The 18212-nt window shown below is 64.2% G+C and carries 16 protein-coding genes; 9 read left to right on the top strand and 7 right to left on the bottom strand.

What is annotated here, in order from left to right:
* Window positions 1-102: 102 nt before the first annotated feature.
* Window positions 103-1212 carry a serine hydrolase gene (locus G410_RS0112345; protein WP_084489219.1) on the top strand — a complete coding sequence of 370 codons (1110 nt, stop codon included), beginning with the start codon at window positions 103-105 and terminating at the stop codon, window positions 1210-1212.
* A gap of 59 nt (window positions 1213-1271) precedes the next feature.
* On the opposite strand, the gene G410_RS0112340 is transcribed toward G410_RS0112345, so the two are convergent.
* Together G410_RS0112340 and G410_RS0112335 are read right to left on the bottom strand one after the other, a co-directional pair.
* Complete coding sequence (locus G410_RS0112340; RefSeq protein WP_022673972.1) at window positions 1272-1469, bottom strand: hypothetical protein; 198 nt, start codon at window positions 1467-1469, stop codon at window positions 1272-1274.
* A gap of 95 nt (window positions 1470-1564) precedes the next feature.
* Window positions 1565-1825, bottom strand: a complete 261-nt coding sequence (locus G410_RS0112335) for a hypothetical protein (RefSeq protein WP_022673971.1) — start codon at window positions 1823-1825, stop codon at window positions 1565-1567.
* A gap of 301 nt (window positions 1826-2126) precedes the next feature.
* Between G410_RS0112335 and G410_RS16690 the strand changes: the two genes are divergently transcribed.
* The 4 genes from G410_RS16690 to metH all read left to right on the top strand — a co-directional run bounded on the left by G410_RS16690 (window position 2127) and on the right by metH (window position 7864).
* Window positions 2127-3095: an ArsR/SmtB family transcription factor gene (locus tag G410_RS16690; RefSeq protein WP_051137295.1), complete on the top strand. Its 969-nt coding sequence runs from the start codon at window positions 2127-2129 to the stop codon at window positions 3093-3095.
* Complete coding sequence (gene metF, locus G410_RS0112325; RefSeq protein ID WP_022673969.1) at window positions 3092-4051, top strand: methylenetetrahydrofolate reductase; 960 nt, start codon at window positions 3092-3094, stop codon at window positions 4049-4051. The genes G410_RS16690 and metF overlap by 4 nt, the downstream gene beginning before the upstream one ends.
* On the top strand, window positions 4048-5112 hold the full coding sequence (locus tag G410_RS0112320) for a homocysteine S-methyltransferase family protein (RefSeq protein ID WP_022673968.1): 1065 nt from the start codon (window positions 4048-4050) through the stop codon (window positions 5110-5112). Before metF ends, G410_RS0112320 begins: the two co-directional genes overlap by 4 nt.
* Window positions 5113-5251: 139 nt before the next feature.
* Window positions 5252-7864 (top strand): methionine synthase, encoded by a 2613-nt coding sequence (gene metH / locus G410_RS0112315; protein WP_022673967.1) that lies wholly within the window; start codon window positions 5252-5254, stop codon window positions 7862-7864.
* 25 nt (window positions 7865-7889) lie between these two features.
* Here the strand turns inward: metH and G410_RS18410 are convergent, their stop codons facing one another.
* Window positions 7890-8021, bottom strand: a complete 132-nt coding sequence (locus tag G410_RS18410) for a hypothetical protein (protein WP_281163339.1) — start codon at window positions 8019-8021, stop codon at window positions 7890-7892.
* A 31-nt stretch (window positions 8022-8052) separates the two neighbouring features.
* Between G410_RS18410 and G410_RS0112305 the strand changes: the two genes are divergently transcribed.
* Both G410_RS0112305 and G410_RS0112300 read left to right on the top strand, forming a co-directional pair.
* The gene (locus tag G410_RS0112305) at window positions 8053-9024 is read left to right on the top strand and encodes a right-handed parallel beta-helix repeat-containing protein (protein WP_245559363.1); all 972 of its coding nucleotides are present in this window, start codon (window positions 8053-8055) and stop codon (window positions 9022-9024) included.
* Between the two features lie 43 nt (window positions 9025-9067).
* Window positions 9068-11110 carry a protein-disulfide reductase DsbD family protein gene (locus G410_RS0112300; RefSeq protein ID WP_022673964.1) on the top strand — a complete coding sequence of 681 codons (2043 nt, stop codon included), beginning with the start codon at window positions 9068-9070 and terminating at the stop codon, window positions 11108-11110.
* A 22-nt stretch (window positions 11111-11132) separates the two neighbouring features.
* Here G410_RS0112300 and G410_RS0112295 read toward each other — a convergent pair whose 3' ends face one another.
* Both G410_RS0112295 and uvrB read right to left on the bottom strand, forming a co-directional pair.
* Window positions 11133-11459 carry a hypothetical protein gene (locus G410_RS0112295; protein WP_022673963.1) on the bottom strand — a complete coding sequence of 109 codons (327 nt, stop codon included), beginning with the start codon at window positions 11457-11459 and terminating at the stop codon, window positions 11133-11135.
* A 224-nt stretch (window positions 11460-11683) separates the two neighbouring features.
* Entirely contained in the window at window positions 11684-13861 is a 2178-nt protein-coding gene (gene uvrB / locus G410_RS0112290; protein WP_022673962.1) for an excinuclease ABC subunit UvrB, read from the bottom strand.
* 100 nt (window positions 13862-13961) lie between these two features.
* On the opposite strand from uvrB, the gene G410_RS0112285 reads away from it, so the two are divergent.
* Complete coding sequence (locus tag G410_RS0112285) at window positions 13962-14570, top strand: DUF3617 domain-containing protein (RefSeq protein WP_022673961.1); 609 nt, start codon at window positions 13962-13964, stop codon at window positions 14568-14570.
* Between the two features lie 151 nt (window positions 14571-14721).
* Window positions 14722-15996: a YfiM family lipoprotein gene (locus G410_RS17470; protein ID WP_022673960.1), complete on the top strand. Its 1275-nt coding sequence runs from the start codon at window positions 14722-14724 to the stop codon at window positions 15994-15996.
* A gap of 90 nt (window positions 15997-16086) precedes the next feature.
* Here G410_RS17470 and G410_RS0112275 read toward each other — a convergent pair whose 3' ends face one another.
* Both G410_RS0112275 and G410_RS0112270 read right to left on the bottom strand, forming a co-directional pair.
* Window positions 16087-16746 carry a potassium channel family protein gene (locus tag G410_RS0112275; RefSeq protein WP_022673959.1) on the bottom strand — a complete coding sequence of 220 codons (660 nt, stop codon included), beginning with the start codon at window positions 16744-16746 and terminating at the stop codon, window positions 16087-16089.
* Window positions 16736-18106 carry a TrkH family potassium uptake protein gene (locus tag G410_RS0112270; RefSeq protein ID WP_022673958.1) on the bottom strand — a complete coding sequence of 457 codons (1371 nt, stop codon included), beginning with the start codon at window positions 18104-18106 and terminating at the stop codon, window positions 16736-16738. The genes G410_RS0112275 and G410_RS0112270 overlap by 11 nt, the downstream gene beginning before the upstream one ends.
* Between the last annotated feature and the right edge of the window lie 106 nt (window positions 18107-18212).

The raw sequence follows: 18212 nt of genomic DNA, 5'->3' as shown, positions 1-18212 counted from the left end.
CGTTCATCGCAGCCTTCTAGCCGCGCCCCGCACCGCGATGATTGTAAGCGCGGGTTCACGCTGGGGCCTTTAGCCACCAGCGTTTGGGAGGAAGAGTTTTTGTTGCGTATCCAATCCATCCGGCGCCTGCGCGCTGCCGCTGTTTTCTGTTCGGTCGCCGCGCTGTCGGCCTGTGTCCCCAGCGCCCGCGCGCCGCAACCGGTGCCGCCGGTATCGCGCGCGCCGGTGCCACGCCCTGCGCCTGCGCCGCCGGTGCCGACCTATGTCGACCGCGCGTCCGAGCGGCCGGCTGCCGGGCTGGTGTCCGAAGTAAATGCCCTGTGGCGCGGTTTTCCCGGCACCACCGGCATTGCCGTGCGCCGGATCGATGGGGACTGGTCCTTCGGGGAGCGCAAGGATGAGCTGTTCCCGCAGCAGAGCGTATCCAAAACCTGGGTCACGCTCACGATTCTGGACCAGATCGATCAGGGCAAGCTGCGCCTGAGCGATCCCGTCACCATCACCGTGGCCGATCTGGCCGTATTCCATCAGCCGATCCGCGACCGCGTGATCGCCAATGGCGAGATCACCGAGACCGTGGGCAGCCTGATCGAACAGGCAATCACCAAAAGCGACAACACGGCCAATGACGCGCTGTTGTGGAAGGCCGGCGGGCCGGACGCGGTCCGCGATTTCATTTCCCGCAAGAATCTCGGCGCGATCCGCTTCGGGCCGGGCGAGCGCTTGCTGCAAAGCCGCATCGCCGGGCTGCAATGGTCGCAGGAAATGGCAATCGGACGCCGCTTTTACGCCGCCCGTGCCGAATTGCCGACCGAGCAACGACGCGAGGCGCTCTATGCCTATTTGCGCGATCCGATGGATGGCGCCAGTCCGCAGGCCATCGTCGATGCGCTGGCCAAGCTGGCGCGCGGCGAGCTCCTCTCTCCCGCATCCACGCAGTTGATGCTGTCCACCATGAGCCGCACTAGCAGCGGCCCGAACCGCCTGAAGGCTGGTGTGCCTGGCGGCTGGAACTTCCTGCACAAGACCGGCACGGGGCAGGATCTGGGCGGCATATCCACCGGCTATAACGATATCGGCATCATGACCGCGCCCGATGGCACGCGCTATGCCGTGGCCGTGATGCTGGGCGATACGACGGCCAGCATTCCCGAACGCATGCGCCTGATGCAGGCGGTCAGCCGGGCCGTCGCGCGCTATCATGGCGTCTGAACGCTGATGTCTCACTCCTCCATCGATCGGTAAGAGCGATGGGGAGTGCCGGCCGCTGGCTACCTGGCCTGTTCCGCGCCCGCTTCGGGCGTTTCCTCCGGCAGCGGCGGGGGTTCGGTTCGGCTGTCGAGCATCTCTGCCGCTTCATCGAGCGCACGTGCCTCCCCCACCGTCACGCCGCCGGGGCCGGGGTCATTCTCCTGCGGCCCGCAGGCTGCCAGGATCAGCGGGAATAGCAGCAAAGCAGGCCTTTTCATGTCGCCATCCTAACCGCCTCGCTGGCGCGGTCCAAAGAAAAAGGCCGCCTCCATCATGGAAGCGGCCTTCAAAAAGCTCGTATTCACCGGACCGATCACTCGGCGGGTGCGGCATCCTCAACCATCGGAGTCGCGCTGTCGGTCATCGTGCCTTCGTTCATCGCATCGGCGTTCATTTCGCCCATCGCGTCGGCATCGGATTCGGCACCGGCTACGGCATCGGTCGCCATGTCGGTCGGCGTCGCATTGGTCGTTTCGACCGCTACATCATCGACTTCGGTCGCTTCATCGCTGCCGGAGCAGGCGGCGAGGCCCAGCGAGCCAGCCAGGATCATCGTGACTGCAAATGTCTTCATCGAGGAAAACCCTTTTTCAATTGGTCTTGCATGATAGCATCGCGGCGTCCTGCGGGCGTATGGCCCGCCGATCCGCGGGCGCGGTCTCTACTGATCGGCTGCCGCGGACGCAATATGCTTGTGCCCGCATGCCAGTCCTCGCGCGCCGCCACGTCTAGCTGATTGACCGCATATAAAGAATTCTTTATATCCTGCGGTCATGAGCGACCCCATTCCCTCCCAATCCAGCGCCAATGATGTGGGCAGCCCACATGATGCGGGCGCGCCGGGCGGCAATGCAGAACAGGGCTTTGCCCAGATCATGCGCGCACTGGCCGATGACAGCCGGGTGCGGATCATGCTGCTGATTCTGGAAACCGAACTGGCGGTGGGCGAGATCGCGCAGATTCTGGAGCAGAGCCAGCCGCGCGCCAGCCGTCATATCCGCATCCTGTGCGATGCCGGCCTGGCCGAACGCCGGCGCGAAGGCAGCTGGACCTTTTTGCGCCCCGGCCCATCGCCCGCTGTGCTTGGCATCCGCCAGCTGGTGCATGATTGCGATGCGCATGACGAAACCGTGGCGCGCGGCGACCGGGAGCGGCTTGCCGCCGTACGCGCCGAACGCGCGCGCAGCGCGGAAACCTATTTCACCGCACAGGCCGAAAAATGGGACGAGATCCGGTCGCTCCATATTTCCGAACGGCAGGTCGAGGCGGCGATGCTCGATATGCTCGGCACGCAGGACATCGGCCGGCTGCTCGATATCGGCACCGGCACGGGCCGCATGATCGAACTTCTGGGCCCCCGCGCGCGCAGCGTGTGCGGCATCGATCGCAGTCCGGACATGCTGCGGCTGGCCCGCGCCAAGCTGGACGAGGCGCTGCAGGCCGAACTGCTGCAGGGCGATTTCAACGCCCTTCCGCTGGCCGATGGCAGCATGGACATGGTCGTCTGCCATCAGGTGCTGCATTATGCGCAGGCGCCCGAGCGCGTGATTGCGGAGGCCGCCCGCGTGCTGGCGCCCGAAGGCTGTCTGATGATCGTGGATTTCGCGCCGCATGACCTGGAAGAGCTGCGCGATGGGCATGCCCATGCCCGCCTGGGCTTTTCCGACGGCGCGATTGCCGGCTGGTTCGGCGCCGCCGGGCTGAAGCTGGATCGCAGCGACGCACTGGAAGGCGGCACGCTGGACGTGAAAATCTGGCTCGGCAGCAAGCCCGGCCCGGCCGAAGCGCGCCCGCGCGCGGCCAATGACAGAAGCAAATCGAGCAAGAGAAGGCAGGCGGCATGACCCTTTCGGTAGCCCAGTTGAACGAGGCGCAGTTCGCCACCGGGGAGCCGCTGTTCGCCGGCCTTCCGGGCGATGCGGAAATTAGTTTCGAATTCTTCCCGCCCAAAAGCGCCAAGATGGAAGAGAAATTGTGGGATTCGGTGCTTACGCTGGCCCCGCTCGCTCCGCGGTTTGTCTCGGTCACCTATGGCGCAGGTGGATCGACCCGCGAACGCACGCACAGCACGGTGGCGCGGATCATCAAGGAGGCCGGTCTGCCCGCCGCCGCGCATCTGACCTGCGTGGAAGCCAGCAAGGCGGAAATCCGCGAGGTGGCCGAGCAATATTGGGAAGCCGGGGTGCGTCATATCGTGGCGCTGCGCGGCGATCCGCCGACGCCCGGTGCGCCCTTCGTGCCCCATCCCGATGGGTATCAGAGCGCCGCCGATCTGGTGAAGGGGCTGAAGGATATTGCGGATTTCGAAATCTCCGTCGCCGCCTATCCCGAAACGCATCCCGACGCCGATTGTCCGGATAGCGATCTTGACAATCTGAAGCGCAAGCTGGACGCCGGGGCCACCCGTGCGATCACGCAATTCTTCTTCCAGTCGGACGCCTTCTTCCGCTTTCGCGATGCCTGCGCCGCCAAGGGCATAGAGAATGAGCTGGTGCCCGGCATCCTGCCCGTCTCCAATGTGGCGCAAACGCGCAAATTCGCCGGGATGTGCGGCGCGGAAATTCCCGGCTGGATGAACCAGCTGTTCGATGGACTGGACGATATGCCCGATGCGCGCCAGCTGGTCGCCGCCACCGTGGCCGCCGAAATGTGCCGCCGCCTCTATGCGGGCGGGGTACGCCAGTTCCACTTCTACACGCTGAACCGGGCCGAGCTGGCCTATGCGATCTGCCATCTGCTCGGCAAACGCCCGGTGCCCATAGAACAGGCCAGCAGGGCCCAACAGGAGCAGGCAGCATGAGCAAGCCAACCCCTTCCGAAGCCGCCGCCGCCTTCCGCGCTGCCGCCGCCGAACGCATCTTGATCTTTGACGGCGGCTACGGCACCGAGATCCAGAACCACAAGCTGGGCGAGGCCGATTATCGCGGAGATCTGACGGTCACGCATGATCAGAAGGGCAATAATGATCTGCTCAGCCTGACCCGGCCGGACGTGATCCGCGGCATCCACACCGCTTATCTGGATGCCGGCGCGGACATGGTGGAAACCAACACGTTCAGCTCCACCAGCATCGCCATGGCCGATTATGGCTGCGAGCATCTGGTGCGCGACATCAATATGGCCGGCGCCAAGGTGGCGCGCGAGGCATGCGATGCGGCGCAAGCGAAGGACGGCAGACGCCGTTTCGTCGCCGGATCGATCGGCCCCACCAACAAGACGCTCTCGCTTTCGCCGGACGTGAACGATCCGGGCTTTCGCGAGGTGGATTTCGACCAGATGAAAGCGGTCTATCGCGAGCAATGCGATGCGCTGATCGAGGGCGGCGTGGATTTTCTGCTGATCGAGACGATCTTCGACACGCTGAACGCCAAGGTGGCGGCCATGGCCGCGCAGGAAGCGGCTGAGGCGGCGGGCAAGGACGTGCCGATCATGCTGAGCTTTACGGTCACCGACATGTCCGGGCGCAACCTCTCCGGCCACACCGTCGAGGCGTTCTGGCACGCCATCCGCCATGTCAAACCGATCGCCGTCGGTCTCAATTGCTCCTTCGGGCCGGAGACCTTGCGGCCGTATCTGACGGCCTTGTCCAAGCTCGCCGATACGCTGATTCTGGCTTATCCCAATGCGGGCCTGCCGAATGATCTGGGCGAATATGACCAGCAGCCGCATGAAACGGCGGATCGGATCGGCCCCTGGCTTACCGAGCGGCTGGTCAATATCGTTGGCGGCTGTTGCGGCACCACGCCCGCGCATATTGCCGCGATGGCTGGGCAGATCGAAGGTTCGCCGCCGCGCGCGATACCGAGCCCCGAAGTGCGCACGCGTCTGGCCGGGCTCGAACCTTTCACGATGGCCGCTTGAACCCACAGCCTCCCCTCTCCCCACCGTTCGTGCCCAGCGAAGCCGAGGCAGCTATCGATCAGAGGCTGCATCACCAGAACAGCCCCCTCGCCTTCGCTCGGGGCGAACGGACATTTGAAAAGCTGATCCGAAAAGCCTTATGACCCAGACCCACTCCTCCGCCAATTTCGTCAATATCGGCGAGCGCACCAACGTCACCGGGTCGGCGCGCTTTAAAAAGCTGATCCTGAACGGCGATTACGAGGCCGCTGTCGAGGTGGCCCGCGATCAGGTGGAAAATGGCGCGCAGATCGTCGATGTGAACATGGACGAAGGGCTGCTCGATGCGGTCGAGGCGATGACCAACTTTCTGAAGCTGATCGCCGCCGAGCCGGACATTGCCCGGGTTCCGGTGATGATCGACAGCTCCAAATGGGAGGTGATCGAGGCCGGGCTGAAATGCGTGTCCGGCAAGCCGATCGTCAATTCCATTTCGATGAAAGAAGGCGAGGCGCTGTTCCTGGAGGCCGCGCGCAAATGCCGCGCTTATGGCGCCGCCGCCGTGGTCATGGCGTTCGATGAAAAGGGCCAGGCCGATACACAGGAACGCAAAATCGAGATTTGCGAGCGCGCCTATAAAGTGCTGACCGAGGACGGCTTCCCGCCGGAAGACATCATCTTCGATCCCAATGTGTTCGCCGTCGCCACCGGCATCGACGAGCATCGCCGCTATGCCATCGACTTTATCGAGGCGGTGCGCCACCTCTCGCAAAGCTGCCCGCATGTGCATTTCTCGGGCGGCCTGTCGAACCTCAGCTTTTCCTTCCGCGGCAACGAAATCGTGCGCCGCGCGATGCACAGCGTGTTTCTCTACCATGCCATTCCCGCCGGGCTGGACATGGCCATCGTCAATGCCGGGCAGCTCGACATCTATGATGATATCGAGCCGAAGCTGCGCGAGGCCTGCGAGGATGTGATCTTCGACAAGCGCGACGACGCGACCGAGCGGTTGATCGATCTGGCAGAAAGCTATCGCGGGCAGGATGCGGCGGCGGAAAAGGCGGCCGAGGAATGGCGCGGCTATCCGGTCGCCAAACGTCTGGAACATGCGCTGGTCAAGGGCATCGACGCGCATATCGTGGACGATACCGAGGAGATGCGTCTCGCGGTGAAAGAAGCCAAAGGCCGCCCGATCGAGGTGATCGAAGGCCCGCTGATGGACGGCATGAATGTCGTCGGCGACCTGTTCGGTTCGGGCAAGATGTTCCTGCCGCAGGTGGTGAAATCTGCCCGCGTGATGAAGAAGGCCGTTGCCCACCTCTTCCCCTATATCGAGGCGGAGAAGGACGAAAAGTCCAAGGGCAAGGGCAAGATCGTGATGGCGACCGTGAAGGGCGACGTGCACGATATCGGCAAGAACATCGTCGGCGTGGTGCTGCAATGCAACGGGTTCGAGGTGATCGATCTGGGCGTGATGGTGCCCTGGATGAAAATTCTGGAAGCCGCGAACGAGAATGACGCCGACATGATCGGGCTCAGCGGCCTCATCACGCCGTCTTTGGACGAAATGGTGACGGTGGCCGAGGAGATGCAGAAGGCGGGCCTTTCCATGCCGCTGCTGATCGGCGGGGCAACCACCAGCAAGGCGCACACCGCGCTGCGCATCGAACCGGCCTATTCCGGCGCGACCATCCATGTCGTCGATGCCAGCCGCGCGGTCGGCGTGGCTACCAATCTGGTCAGCGATACCGGGCTGGACAGCTATCTGACCGGCATCCGCAGCGAATATGACGCGATCCGGATCGCACGCGGCGGCAAGGTGGCCAAAAAGCTCGCCACGCTGGAGGAAGCCCGCGCCAACGCCTTCCCCACCGATTTCGCGCTGAAACCCGCCGCCCCCGCCAAGCCCGGCGTCCATCGCTATGACGACTGGTCGATCGCGGACCTGCGCGACTATATTGACTGGACGCCTTTCTTCCGCGCCTGGGAACTGGCTGGCAATTATCCGGCGATCCTGACCGACACGGTGGTCGGTGAAAGCGCGCAGAGCCTCTATGACGATGCGCAGATTATGTTGGACCGCATCATCGCGGAAAAATGGCTGACGGCCCGCGCGGTGGTTGGCCTGTGGCCATGCACGCGCGATGCCGACGACGTGGTGCTGGACGATGCGCGCCTTCCCATGTTGCGCCAGCAAGTGCCCAAGCGCGCAGGCCGCGCCAATATGTGCCTGGCCGATTTCATCGATCCGGCGGGCGACTGGATCGGCGGGTTTGCGGTATGTGCCGGCCATGGCATTGCGGAAAAATCCGCCGAGTTCCAGGCGGCGCATGACGACTATTCGGATATTTTGCTGAAAGCACTGGCCGACCGGCTGGCCGAAGCGATGGCCGAGCGGATGCATGCGCTCGTGCGTACCGATCTGTGGGGCTATGCGCCCGGAGAGCAGCTGACCAACGACGCGCTGATTCGCGAGGAATATCGCGGCATACGCCCTGCCCCCGGCTACCCCGCCTGCCCGGACCACAGCCTGAAACCGATGCTGTTCGATCTGCTGAAGGATGAGGCCGACGATGTGGCCGGGATCAATCTGACGGAAAGCTTTGCGATGTTCCCTACAGCTGCGGTTTCCGGTTTCTATTTCGGCCATCCGCAGGCGGAATATTTCGGCGTGGCGCGGATCGGAGAAGATCAGCTGGACGATTATGCAGCGCGGCGCGGCGTCGATCAGGCCCAGGCACGCCAGTGGCTGCGGCCGAATTTGAACGAATAGGCCGCAGACCGTCTCCGGCCTTTATTCAAGAGGTGCCGGGGTTAAGGCTCGCGGCAAGGTCTCCGATCCAGCAATGGCCCGCCGCCGCATGGGCAGTGGCGAGGTTGGTCGTCTCCAGGATCGTCGGCCCCATCATGGAACGCGTCACGTCAGCCATGGTTAAGGGGCAAAGCCTCAGGGAATAAACCATGCTATCGATCCCTTCCATGAACCATCTGCCCATTCTGTTCGCCCTTGGCCTGCTCGGCACTGCTGCGCCCGCCCTTGCCCAGACCGCTTCGCCGCAGGCCTCCGCGCCCTACAGCGTGGCCGAAAGCGGCCGGGGCTATAGCGCGCTGCAGGACGCGGTCGACGCGATCGGCGACGGCAGCGGCACCATCCTCATTGCCCCGGGGGTCCGCCGCGACTGCGCCGTGCAACAGGGCGGCCGCATCACCTATCGCGCCGCCACGCCCGGTCGCGCGGTGTTCGACGGCGGCATTTGCGAGGGCAAGGCGGCGCTCGTCCTGCGCGGGCAGGGTGCGACCGTAGACGGCGTGATCTTCCAGAATCTGGCCGTTCCCGATGGAAATGGCGCGGGCATCCGGCTGGAACGCGGCAATCTGACCGTCAACAACAGTTATTTCCGCGACAGCGAAGAGGGCATCCTGACCGCAGACGACCCGTCCGGCGCAATCCGGATAGACAAGTCCACCTTCTCCAATCTGGGACGTTGCGACCGCGGGCTGAGCTGTGCGCACAGCATCTATATCGGCGATTACGGATCGCTCAGCGTTACCCGCAGCCGGTTTCAGCGCGGCAGCGGCGGCCATTATGTGAAATCGCGCGCCCGCCGCATCACGGTCAGCGATTCCAGTTTCGACGACACGCGCGGGCGAGCGACCAATTACATGATCGATCTGCCCAATGGCGCGACCGGGGTGATCGAGGGCAATGTCTTCGTGCAGGGGCGCGACAAGGAAAATTATTCCGCGTTCATCGCGGTGGCGGCTGAAGGTAAGCAGCATCCCAGCACCGGTCTGGTCGTGCGCAACAACGACGCGCGCGTCGGCCCGGGGATTGACCGCAGCACCACCTTTCTGGCCGACTGGTCAGGCGACAAGCTGCAGCTGGGGGCCAACCGGCTCGGCCCGAAACTCAAGCCGTTCGAGACAAGGTGAGTGCCCTGACAATGGGCGATGACAGGTGATAGGACGCGGACCGATGCGTTTCCTTGCCCTCCTTATCGCGCTTTGCTGCTGCGCCATGCCGGCCATGCCGGCCATGGCCCAGCCAGACACGCATATCCGCGGCGCATTGCTGAGCGAGACCGATATGATCGCTCCGGGCGGGGCAGATACCCTGGCCTTGGCGTTCAAACCGGATCCGGGCTGGCATGGCTATTGGTCCAACCCCGGTGATGCCGGCTTCGGGATCGATCTGCAGTGGACCTCGCCGGACGGGGTGACGATTGGCGCGGCGCAGTTTCCGGTGCCGCAGACGCTGATGGTCGCAGGCCTCATGAACCATGTCTATGAAGGGCCGCACGCCCTGCTCTTCCCCGTATCACTTGACCGGAGCATCCTTCACGGCACGCGCCTGCCGATTACGCTGAAAGCGCAGTGGCTTGCCTGTACCGACAAGGTCTGCGTGCCGGAAAGCGGACAGTTTCGAACCGTTCTCACCGCGGGGCAGGGCGCCAGGGCTGGTAACCCCCGGTTCGATCGCTATCGCAGCCAGCTGCCGACACCGCTGGACCAGCCGGCGGCGTTCGAAGTGCGCGGCGGCCTGCTGCGGCTCGCCATTCCGTACCCGGCCGACGCGGCCATAGCCCACCCGCATTTCTTCGCCGCCAGCGATGGCATCGTCGATTATGCTGCGCAGCAAAGCTTTGCGCGCAAAGGCGACTGGCTAATCATGGAAACCCGCGCGGCAGAGGGCAGCATCGGTGCGTTTTCCGGGCTGCTGGCCCTTGGCAATGGCAGCGGCCTTAACATTATGGCCAGGCCCGGCGCGGTGCCCAGCGGCGGTGAGGCGCTGAGCGCCAACGCCGAACAGCTGGACGCGGGCGCGCTGCTCATCAGCTTTGGTGCGGCGCTGCTGGGCGGGCTGCTGCTCAACATACTGCCCTGCGTCTTTCCGATTCTCGGCCTCAAGGCGATCAGCCTCAGCCGTGCCGCGATCGGCGAGCAGGCGGCGCGGCGCGATGCGCTGGCCTATGGCGCGGGTGCGGTTCTGGCCAGCCTTACGCTGGGCGGCGTGCTATTGTTGCTGCGCGCACGCGGTGAGGCGGTGGGTTGGGCTTTCCAGCTGCAGGAACCCGCCGTCGTCATGGCGCTGTTTCTGCTCACCGCTGCCATCACCGCCAATCTGATGGGCCTGTTCAATCTGCCAGGACTGGCGATCGGAGACCGGCTGACCCGGTCCGGTGGCATGGGCGGCAGCTTCTGGACCGGCGCGCTTGCCGCCTTTGTGGCAACGCCGTGCACCGGGCCGTTCATGGCAGCAGCGCTGGGCGCGGCGCTGCTTTTGCCGGTGCCCGCCGCCATGCTGCTATTTGCCGGGCTCGGCCTTGGGCTCGCCTTGCCGTTTCTCGCCATCGGCTTCGTGCCCGCGCTGCGCCGCTGGCTGCCAAAGCCTGGACCGTGGATGGAGCGCTTCCGCCGCTGGATGGCCCTGCCCATGGCGCTCACCGCGCTGGCCCTGGCTTGGCTGCTCTGGCGGCTTGGCGGCGGGAACTTGCTCGCTGCGGCCATGCTGGGCGGGTGCGCGATGATCGCCTTGGTGCTGCTCTATGGCTGGCTACAGCGTCGCGGGGTGCCCATGCAAATGGCGGCAGGGCTCGGCGCACTCGCGCTGCTGCTGCTGGTGCCGACGATTATCGCGACGGCACCGCAGGGGCGTTTCGTGGCTGCGACCGCCAGTAACGGAGACGCCTTGCCCTTCAGCATGGAGACGCTCACCGCGTTGCGCGCCGAAAACCGCCCGGTATTTCTCTATTTCACCGCCGACTGGTGCGTCACCTGCAAGGCTAATGAAGCCGCCGCGATCGACCGGGATGCAGTGCACAAGGCGTTCGACAAGGCGAACATTGCCGTCATGCGGGGCGATTTCACCCGCCGCGATCCAGTCATCGCGCGCTTCCTGGCCAAACGAGGCCGCGCCGGCGTGCCACTATATCTCTTCTACCCGGCTGATGGCGGACGGGCGCTGGTCCTGCCGCAAATCCTCAGCCAGGATGCGCTGCTGCGCCTGGCTGACGGCTAGCGCATAAAGCTGGCAGTACAGGCTAGTTGGAGAATTGCTGCTCGCGGCTCGCCCCGCGCACGATGATGCCGCATCGGCCCGTCACCGCCATCACCGGGATCGACAGCTCGAAGGCTCGCTCCGTCACGCCGCGGCTTGGCACAGCAATGACTTCGATCACCCAGTAATCCGGGACACCGCTATAGATGCGGGGCGCAAGTTTCACATTCAGGCCGTCATGCTCTGTCTCGCCGCGCACGCGCAGGAAGCGTGTACCGCCCATGGGGCTTTCCTTGAGCACGGCTTCATCGAAATCGACAAGCCGACCGTTGGGAATACTGGCGTGCGACCGCGCTTCTAATGAGGGCATGACCAAACTCCGGCATCTGGCCCGGGCGGGGGATGCCTAAAATGCGATGCTGATAAAACGGCACCATGCCGCTTTGTGCCCCCTGACGCGGGTTTCAGGCTGTTGCAACCATCCGAAAAGCGACGATTTGCCCACCCCCCTGAAAAGATTGCGAACTATTTATTTCAAAAACGGGCAACAAAGAATTTCATGTACGTTCGGAAACGACAGGCGGATGCATCATATCAAAATTTCTTTTGCGTTCTGCCGTAACGTAATTTCCGGGTGCCGGGCCGCCCTTCGGTCGCGCGGCCCTTTGGCGCGGCAACCTTCGCGTCCCCCGGCAGGCCGAGTTCGTCCGCTTCCAGCTTGCGGATTTCATCGCGCAAACGCCCGGCTTCCTCGAATTCCAGATCGGCAGCGGCGGTCCGCATTTTCTTTTCCAGATCCTCGATATAGGCGCGCAGATTATGGCCGACGAGGCTCGGCGCCTCCTCTTTGCCGCCCTTGGACGAGGGCTCGCCCTTATGGGCATGGGCCACGATATCCGAAATCTGCCGCACGATGGTACGCGGCGTGATGCCATGCTCGCTATTATATTCGACCTGCTTTTCGCGCCGCCGGTCGGTTTCGGCCAGCGCACGCTCCATCGATCCGGTGATGCGGTCGGCATAGAGGATCACGCGTCCGTCTACATTACGCGCGGCACGTCCGATCGTCTGGATCAGCGAGGTTTCGGAGCGCAAAAAGCCCTCCTTGTCCGCATCCAGGATCGCGACCAGACCGCATTCGGGAATGTCGAGCCCCTCGCGCAGCAGATTGATGCCGACGAGGATATCATACACCCCCATGCGCAGATCGCGGATCAGCTCGATGCGCTCCAGCGTCTCGACGTCCGAGTGCATGTAGCGCACCTTCAGCCCGGCCTCGTGCATGAACTCGGTCAGATCCTCGGCCATGCGCTTGGTCAGGGTGGTGACCAGCGTGCGGTACCCGGCCTTGGCCGTGATCCGCGCCTCGTTGATCAGATCGTCGACCTGTTCCTCGACCGGTTTGATCTCCACCGGCGGATCGGTCAGCCCGGTGGGACGGATGACCTGTTCGGCGAACACGCCCTTGGTCTCCTCCATCTCCCATTTGCCCGGCGTAGCGGACACAGCCACCGTCTGCGGGCGCATGGCGTTCCACTCGTTGAACCGCAGCGGACGGTTGTCGATGCAGCTTGGCAGGCGAAAGCCATATTCGGCCAGCGTCAGCTTGCGGCGATGATCGCCCTTGGCCATCGCGCCGATCTGCGGCACCGTCTGATGGCTCTCATCGACGAACAGCAGGGCGTTTTCCGGCAGATATTCGAACAGGGTCGGCGGCGGTTCACCGGGCAAGCGGCCCGTCAGGAACCGGCTGTAATTCTCGATGCCGTTGCAGCTGCCGGTGGCGTGGATCATCTCCAGATCGAAATTGGTGCGCTGCTCCAGCCGCTGTGCCTCCAGCAATTTGCCTTCCGCTTCCAGCTCCTTGAGGCGTTCGGTCAGCTCGAACCGGATGGCGTTGGCGGCCTGCTTCATGGTGGGCCCCGGCGTCACATAATGCGAATTGGCATAAACGCGCACCTTGTCGAGCGCCGTGCCCTTCTTGCCTGTCAGCGGATCGAACTCGCTGATCGACTCCACCTCGTCGCCGAAGAACTCGATGCGCCAGGCGGTGTCGTCATAATGCGACGGGAACAGCTCCAGCGTGTCGCCGCGCACGCGGAAGTTTCCGCGCCCGAAAGCGGTGTCGTTGCGCTTATATTGCAGCGCGACGAGCTTGCGGATCAACTCTCGCTGATCGACGCTTTCGCCCTTCTTGATGTCGAAGATCATGGCCGAATAGGTTTCGACCGACCCGATGCCGTAGAGACAGCTGACCGAAGCGACGATCAGCACATCGTCCCGCTCCAGCAGTGCGCGAGTGGCCGAGTGGCGCATCCGGTCAATCGCCTCGTTGATCGAGCTTTCCTTCTCGATATAGGTATCCGACCGCGCGACATAGGCCTCGGGCTGATAATAATCATAATAGGATACGAAATATTCCACGGCATTGTCGGGGAAGAACTGCTTGAACTCGCCATAGAGCTGCGCGGCGAGGATCTTGTTTGGCGCGAGCACCAGCGCGGGGCGTTGCAGCTCCTCGATCACCTTGGCCATCGTGAAGGTCTTGCCCGACCCGGTGACGCCCAGCAGCACCTGCGTCGCCTCGCCATCGCGCGCGCTTTCCGTCAGCTCGGCAATCGCCGTCGGCTGGTCGCCCGAGGGCTCATATTCGCTGACCAGCTTGAACAGCTTGCCGCCTTCCGCCTTGCTTGGGCGGGTGGGCTTGTGCGGGACGAAATTCTCATCGGTTTCGGGTTCTTCGAGCCCGCGCCGGATTACCAGTTCTGCCATGTCACTGCATATGTGGTTGCACGCCGCCAATGCCAAGGCGGCTAGGCATGGACGATGCGCGCGGATATCATGCGCGCCTGCCCATGGAGACCTTCGATCGATGAAACGCCACCTGATTGCCGCCACCTTCTGCCTGCTTGCCATGAGCGGCTGCTCCAATGAAACGGACACGCCGGACACGCCGGATGCGCCGGACGGGGCCGTGGCGGAGGCGGACACGGCCGCCATGGCCACGCCCCAGACTGCCGATCCGGCGCAGAGCCAGGACAATCAGGAAGCGCTCGTGCAGACGCTGGCCAGCAAGATGCAGCCGGGCCTGTGGGAGCTGAACTTCACCATCTCCACCATCGACGCGCCCGATGCGCCGGCGATGATGCGCAAGCCGATGGAGGCGCTGAAGGGCAGCACGCAAAGCTTCCGCCATTGCCTGCCCGCGGGACAGTCCGGCCGGCCCGATCCCGAATTCTTCGGCAATGACAGCACGAACGACTGCACCTACGACCAGTTCTCGCAAAGCGGCGATTTTGCCACCATCAGCATGACCTGCGGTGCCTCCGGCGGCCGGCGGGCACGCACCGACATGCAGGGCACCTTGGGCGAGCGCGCGTTCGACCTCAGCATGGCCAATGAGGTGCTGGACAGCCCCAATGGCAAGATCAAGCTGGCCGGCAAGCTGAAGGGCAAGCGCGTGGGGGACTGCGAGGGCTGAGGCCCATAAGCCCCCGCGGCGCGCAATGACCTTGCGCAAAATTGACAAAGTGAACACGGATCCGTTGCGGCACCGCGTTCGAATATTTCCTACACCCTAGATCCTACACCGGATGTTGGATGTTCCCCCGCGCCATAGTAAGCGGCCTGTCATGGATCGCCGCCCCACATCCCGCCTGCGCAAGGCCGCTTTGTGGCTGACCGGCCTGATCGTGCTGACGGGCCTGCTGTTCCTCAGCGTCCAGCCCGCCGTTCCGCGCCAGGCGCGCCCGTCCGCGCAGGATATTCAGGCCGCGCGCACCCTGTGGGCGCAATTGAAGGCGGCGAAGGGCGCGCAGACGGCCAGCCGGATCGACATCGACGACCCCATGCTGCAAGGCCTTTCCAGCCTGATGAGCGATGCCACCGGCCTGTCCCATCTCCAGGCCGGCCTGGACGATGGCGAAATGACGGGCGCGGTCAGCATCGATCTGCCGCTCGGCCTGTGGCTGAATGCGCACGGCATGGTGTCCGGGCGGCAGCAGGGATTCCCGACCTATCGGCTCACCGTGGGCCGCATCACCTTTCCCGCCACGATGTCCCGGTGGATGGCGGAGGCCGGGCGCTGGGGCATCAACCTGATGGGCGCGAATATCCCGCCGCTCGATGTGCTGGTGCGGGAGATCGACGTGCGGGAACGCCGTGCCAGCGTGCGCCTGGCGCTGCCCGCCGAAAGCGATGTCTTCGATAGTCTGATGTCGGTGCGCACGCAGGGGCTGGACCAGGAGCGCATCGCGCAGATCTACTGCCGGACGATAGCGGACACGAACAAGCGCCCGGTCAGGCGGCTGGACCAGCTTCTGGCCCGCGGCTTCTCCGGTGCCGGATCGCAGGATGCCGCAGGCTATAACCGCGCCGCTTTCGTTGCGCTCTCGCTGATCGTGGTGGGGGAGAAGGCCTATCCGCTCGTCCCCGGCGCTGCCGCGCTGACCCAGAAATGCCCCGCCGCCGCCGCGCCGCCCGTCACCCTGCAGGGGCGCGACGATCTGGCCAAGCACTGGACCTTCTCGGCTGCCCTGGCGGCGGCTCTGGGCGAGGATGTGGCCGACAATCTGGGCGAATGGAAGGAACTGGACGACAGCCTGGACGGCGGCTCGGGCTTTTCCTTCGTCGATCTGGCCGCCGATCGCGCAGGCGTGCGCGCGGCGCTCCTGTCTTCCGCATCGAGCACAGCCGAAGCGATGCAGCAAAGGCTGAAAAACGCCCATGATGACGATCTTTTGCCCGCCCAATTGCTGCAGGCCCCGGAGGGGTTGAGCGAGGATTTCTTCCAGGCCCGCTTCGGCGATTTGCAGGCCGGCACCTATCGCCGGGCGCTTGCCTATATCGACCGGACGCTGGCCGAAAAGGCCTATGGAGCGCCGGCCGCCCCCGCCACCAGCGATTGAACCCGGACCCGGCGATCGATCCCGGTCGACCGCCAGCTTTCCGCGCGCGCGGGCCTGTGCGATGAGATGCCTGCGGTCAGATATGTGCGGTCAGATGCTCGAGAAGCGTTCGATATCGCCGATGCGCCCGGAGACGACCAGTTCGTCGCCGGGAAAGATGATCGTATCCGGCACGGCGTGGATGAAATTTTCTCCCGCACGCTTCACGCCCACCACGGTCACGTCATGCTTTTTGCGGCACTCGCTGATCATCAGCGGGATGCCCACGATCGGCTCGGGCGCTGTCAGCCGCGCGATGGCAAATTCGTCGCCGAAGGAAATGAAATCGAGCAGCCGCCCATTGAGCAGATGCGCCACCCGTTCCCCCATGCGCTGCTCCGGAAACACCACATGCGTCGCGCCGGTGCGGGTCAGAATGCGCGCATGATTGTCGTTGGTCGCCTTCGCCCAGATATTGCTCAGCCCCAGATCGCAGAGCGCCAGCACCGCCAGGACGCTGGCCTCTATGTCGGTGCCGATCGCCACCACCGCCGCCTCGAAATCGGCCACACCCAGCTGCTCCAGCGTGGCCGTATCGGTGCAATCGGCCTCCACCGCCTTGGTGAGCACGCCGGCAAATTCCTGCACCAGCCGGGGATCGAGATCGGCGCCGAGCACTTCATGCCCCATCCGTTCCAGCGTTGTGGCCACCGCCCCGCCGAACCGGCCGAGACCGATGACCAGGACGGGTTTGCGTTTCTTAGCCGACAATGGGATTCTCCTCCGGATAACGATAGGGCCGATCACGCCCGCCCAGCGCCAGCGCCGTGGCCACGGTGATGGTTCCCACACGGCCCACGAACATCAGCAGGCACAGCATGACCAGCGCGCTCGGCGGCAGATCGGCGGTGATGCCGGTGGACAGCCCCACGGTGGAAAAAGCGGAAATGCATTCGAACAATATATCGTCCAGCGGCAGCGCACTGACCGACGCGATATAGGTGGTGACCAGAAAAATCATGGTGGCGGCCAGAACGGTGACGGTCAGCGCCTGCCGCTCGACCGCGTGGCCGAAGCGCCGCCGGAACAAGCCTGCATCCTTCCTGCCGCGGATTTCCGACAGCACGATGGCAAACAGCACGAGGGCGGTGGTCACCTTGATGCCGCCCGCCGTGCCGGCGCTGCCCCCGCCCACGAACATCAGAATGAAATTCACCATGATCGTTTCATCATGAAAGGCACCGACATTCAGGCTGTTGAACCCAGCGGTGCGCGGCATGACCGCGTGGAACGCGGCGTTCAGAATCTTGGCCGATGGTGCCATGGGGCCCAGCGTATCGGGATTGCTCCATTCCATCGCCAGAATGGCGGCGAAGCCGAACAGCAGCAGCACCGCCGTTCCGCAGACCGTTATCTTTGTGTGCAGCGCCCATTGCCGCCACGCCCCGCGATGTTCGCGCAGATCCTGCATCACCGGAAAGCCGAGCGCCGTCAGGATGATGGACAGCATGATCGGCCCCAGGATGACGGGATCGTTCTGGAAGCCCATCACGCTGTCCGAAAAACTGGAAAATCCGGCATTGTTGAACGCGCTGACCGAATGGAACAGGCCATGCCAGGCGGCCATGGACCAGCCGATATCATAGCGGGCGGCAAAGCGGACGGCCAGGATCACCGCCACCGTCAGCTCGACCAGCACCGTGATGACGAAGACGAGTTTCAGCACCGACGCGGCATTGCCCGTTTCCAGCCGATTGCGCTCTATCTGCGTCGCCATGCGATCGCGCAGGCCAAAACCGCGCCCGGCCATCAGGCCCAGCAGGGTGGCGGCGGCCATGATGCCGAACCCGCCGATCTGAAACAGCAGCATGATGGTGCCCTGCCCCAGCAACGACCAGTAGACCGGGGTGTCCTCCACGATCAGGCCGGTCACCGCCACCGCCGATGTCGCGGTGAAAAAGGCGGTGAGCAGCGGCGCACGCGTGCCGTCCGCCGTCATCACCGGCAGGCTGAGCGCCATGGTCCCGATGACGATCAGGAGGAGAAACAGCACGGGAATGAGGCGAATCGGATCACGCAAAGCGGGCATGGCCGGCAAACTGCGCCGCAGCGATACGCCGGTAAAGCGCATTATGCGCGGCGTCGGCCATGGACAGGGGCCGGGGGCTTGGCCGTGTCAAGCGCGCCGGGCGCGCGCCGCCGATCAGCGCCCCGCCATTACCCGGTTATCGTCCGGC

The sequence above is a fragment of the Novosphingopyxis baekryungensis DSM 16222 genome (genome assembly GCF_000420305.1).
Taxonomy (GTDB): domain Bacteria; phylum Pseudomonadota; class Alphaproteobacteria; order Sphingomonadales; family Sphingomonadaceae; genus Novosphingopyxis; species Novosphingopyxis baekryungensis.
The sequence above is the reverse complement of the archived record's forward strand: the minus strand, read 5'-3'. Positions and strand labels throughout refer to the sequence as shown.

Excerpts from the sequence above, each read along its gene's own strand:
- G410_RS0112340 (WP_022673972.1), bottom strand. The coding sequence starts at position 1,469 with ATGAAAAGGCCTGCTTTGCTGCTATTCCCGCTGATCCTGGCAGCCTGC.
- G410_RS0112335 (WP_022673971.1), bottom strand. The coding sequence starts at position 1,825 with ATGAAGACATTTGCAGTCACGATGATCCTGGCTGGCTCGCTGGGCCTC.
- G410_RS16690 (WP_051137295.1), top strand. The coding sequence starts at position 2,127 with ATGCGCGCACTGGCCGATGACAGCCGGGTGCGGATCATGCTGCTGATT.
- metF (WP_022673969.1), top strand. The coding sequence starts at position 3,092 with ATGACCCTTTCGGTAGCCCAGTTGAACGAGGCGCAGTTCGCCACCGGG.
- G410_RS0112320 (WP_022673968.1), top strand. The coding sequence starts at position 4,048 with ATGAGCAAGCCAACCCCTTCCGAAGCCGCCGCCGCCTTCCGCGCTGCC.
- metH (WP_022673967.1), top strand. The coding sequence starts at position 5,252 with ATGACCCAGACCCACTCCTCCGCCAATTTCGTCAATATCGGCGAGCGC.
- G410_RS18410 (WP_281163339.1), bottom strand. The coding sequence starts at position 8,021 with ATGGCTGACGTGACGCGTTCCATGATGGGGCCGACGATCCTGGAGACG.
- G410_RS0112305 (WP_245559363.1), top strand. The coding sequence starts at position 8,053 with ATGCTATCGATCCCTTCCATGAACCATCTGCCCATTCTGTTCGCCCTT.
- G410_RS0112300 (WP_022673964.1), top strand. The coding sequence starts at position 9,068 with ATGCGTTTCCTTGCCCTCCTTATCGCGCTTTGCTGCTGCGCCATGCCG.
- G410_RS0112295 (WP_022673963.1), bottom strand. The coding sequence starts at position 11,459 with ATGCCCTCATTAGAAGCGCGGTCGCACGCCAGTATTCCCAACGGTCGG.
- uvrB (WP_022673962.1), bottom strand. The coding sequence starts at position 13,861 with ATGGCAGAACTGGTAATCCGGCGCGGGCTCGAAGAACCCGAAACCGAT.
- G410_RS0112285 (WP_022673961.1), top strand. The coding sequence starts at position 13,962 with ATGAAACGCCACCTGATTGCCGCCACCTTCTGCCTGCTTGCCATGAGC.
- G410_RS17470 (WP_022673960.1), top strand. The coding sequence starts at position 14,722 with ATGGATCGCCGCCCCACATCCCGCCTGCGCAAGGCCGCTTTGTGGCTG.
- G410_RS0112270 (WP_022673958.1), bottom strand. The coding sequence starts at position 18,106 with ATGCGCTTTACCGGCGTATCGCTGCGGCGCAGTTTGCCGGCCATGCCC.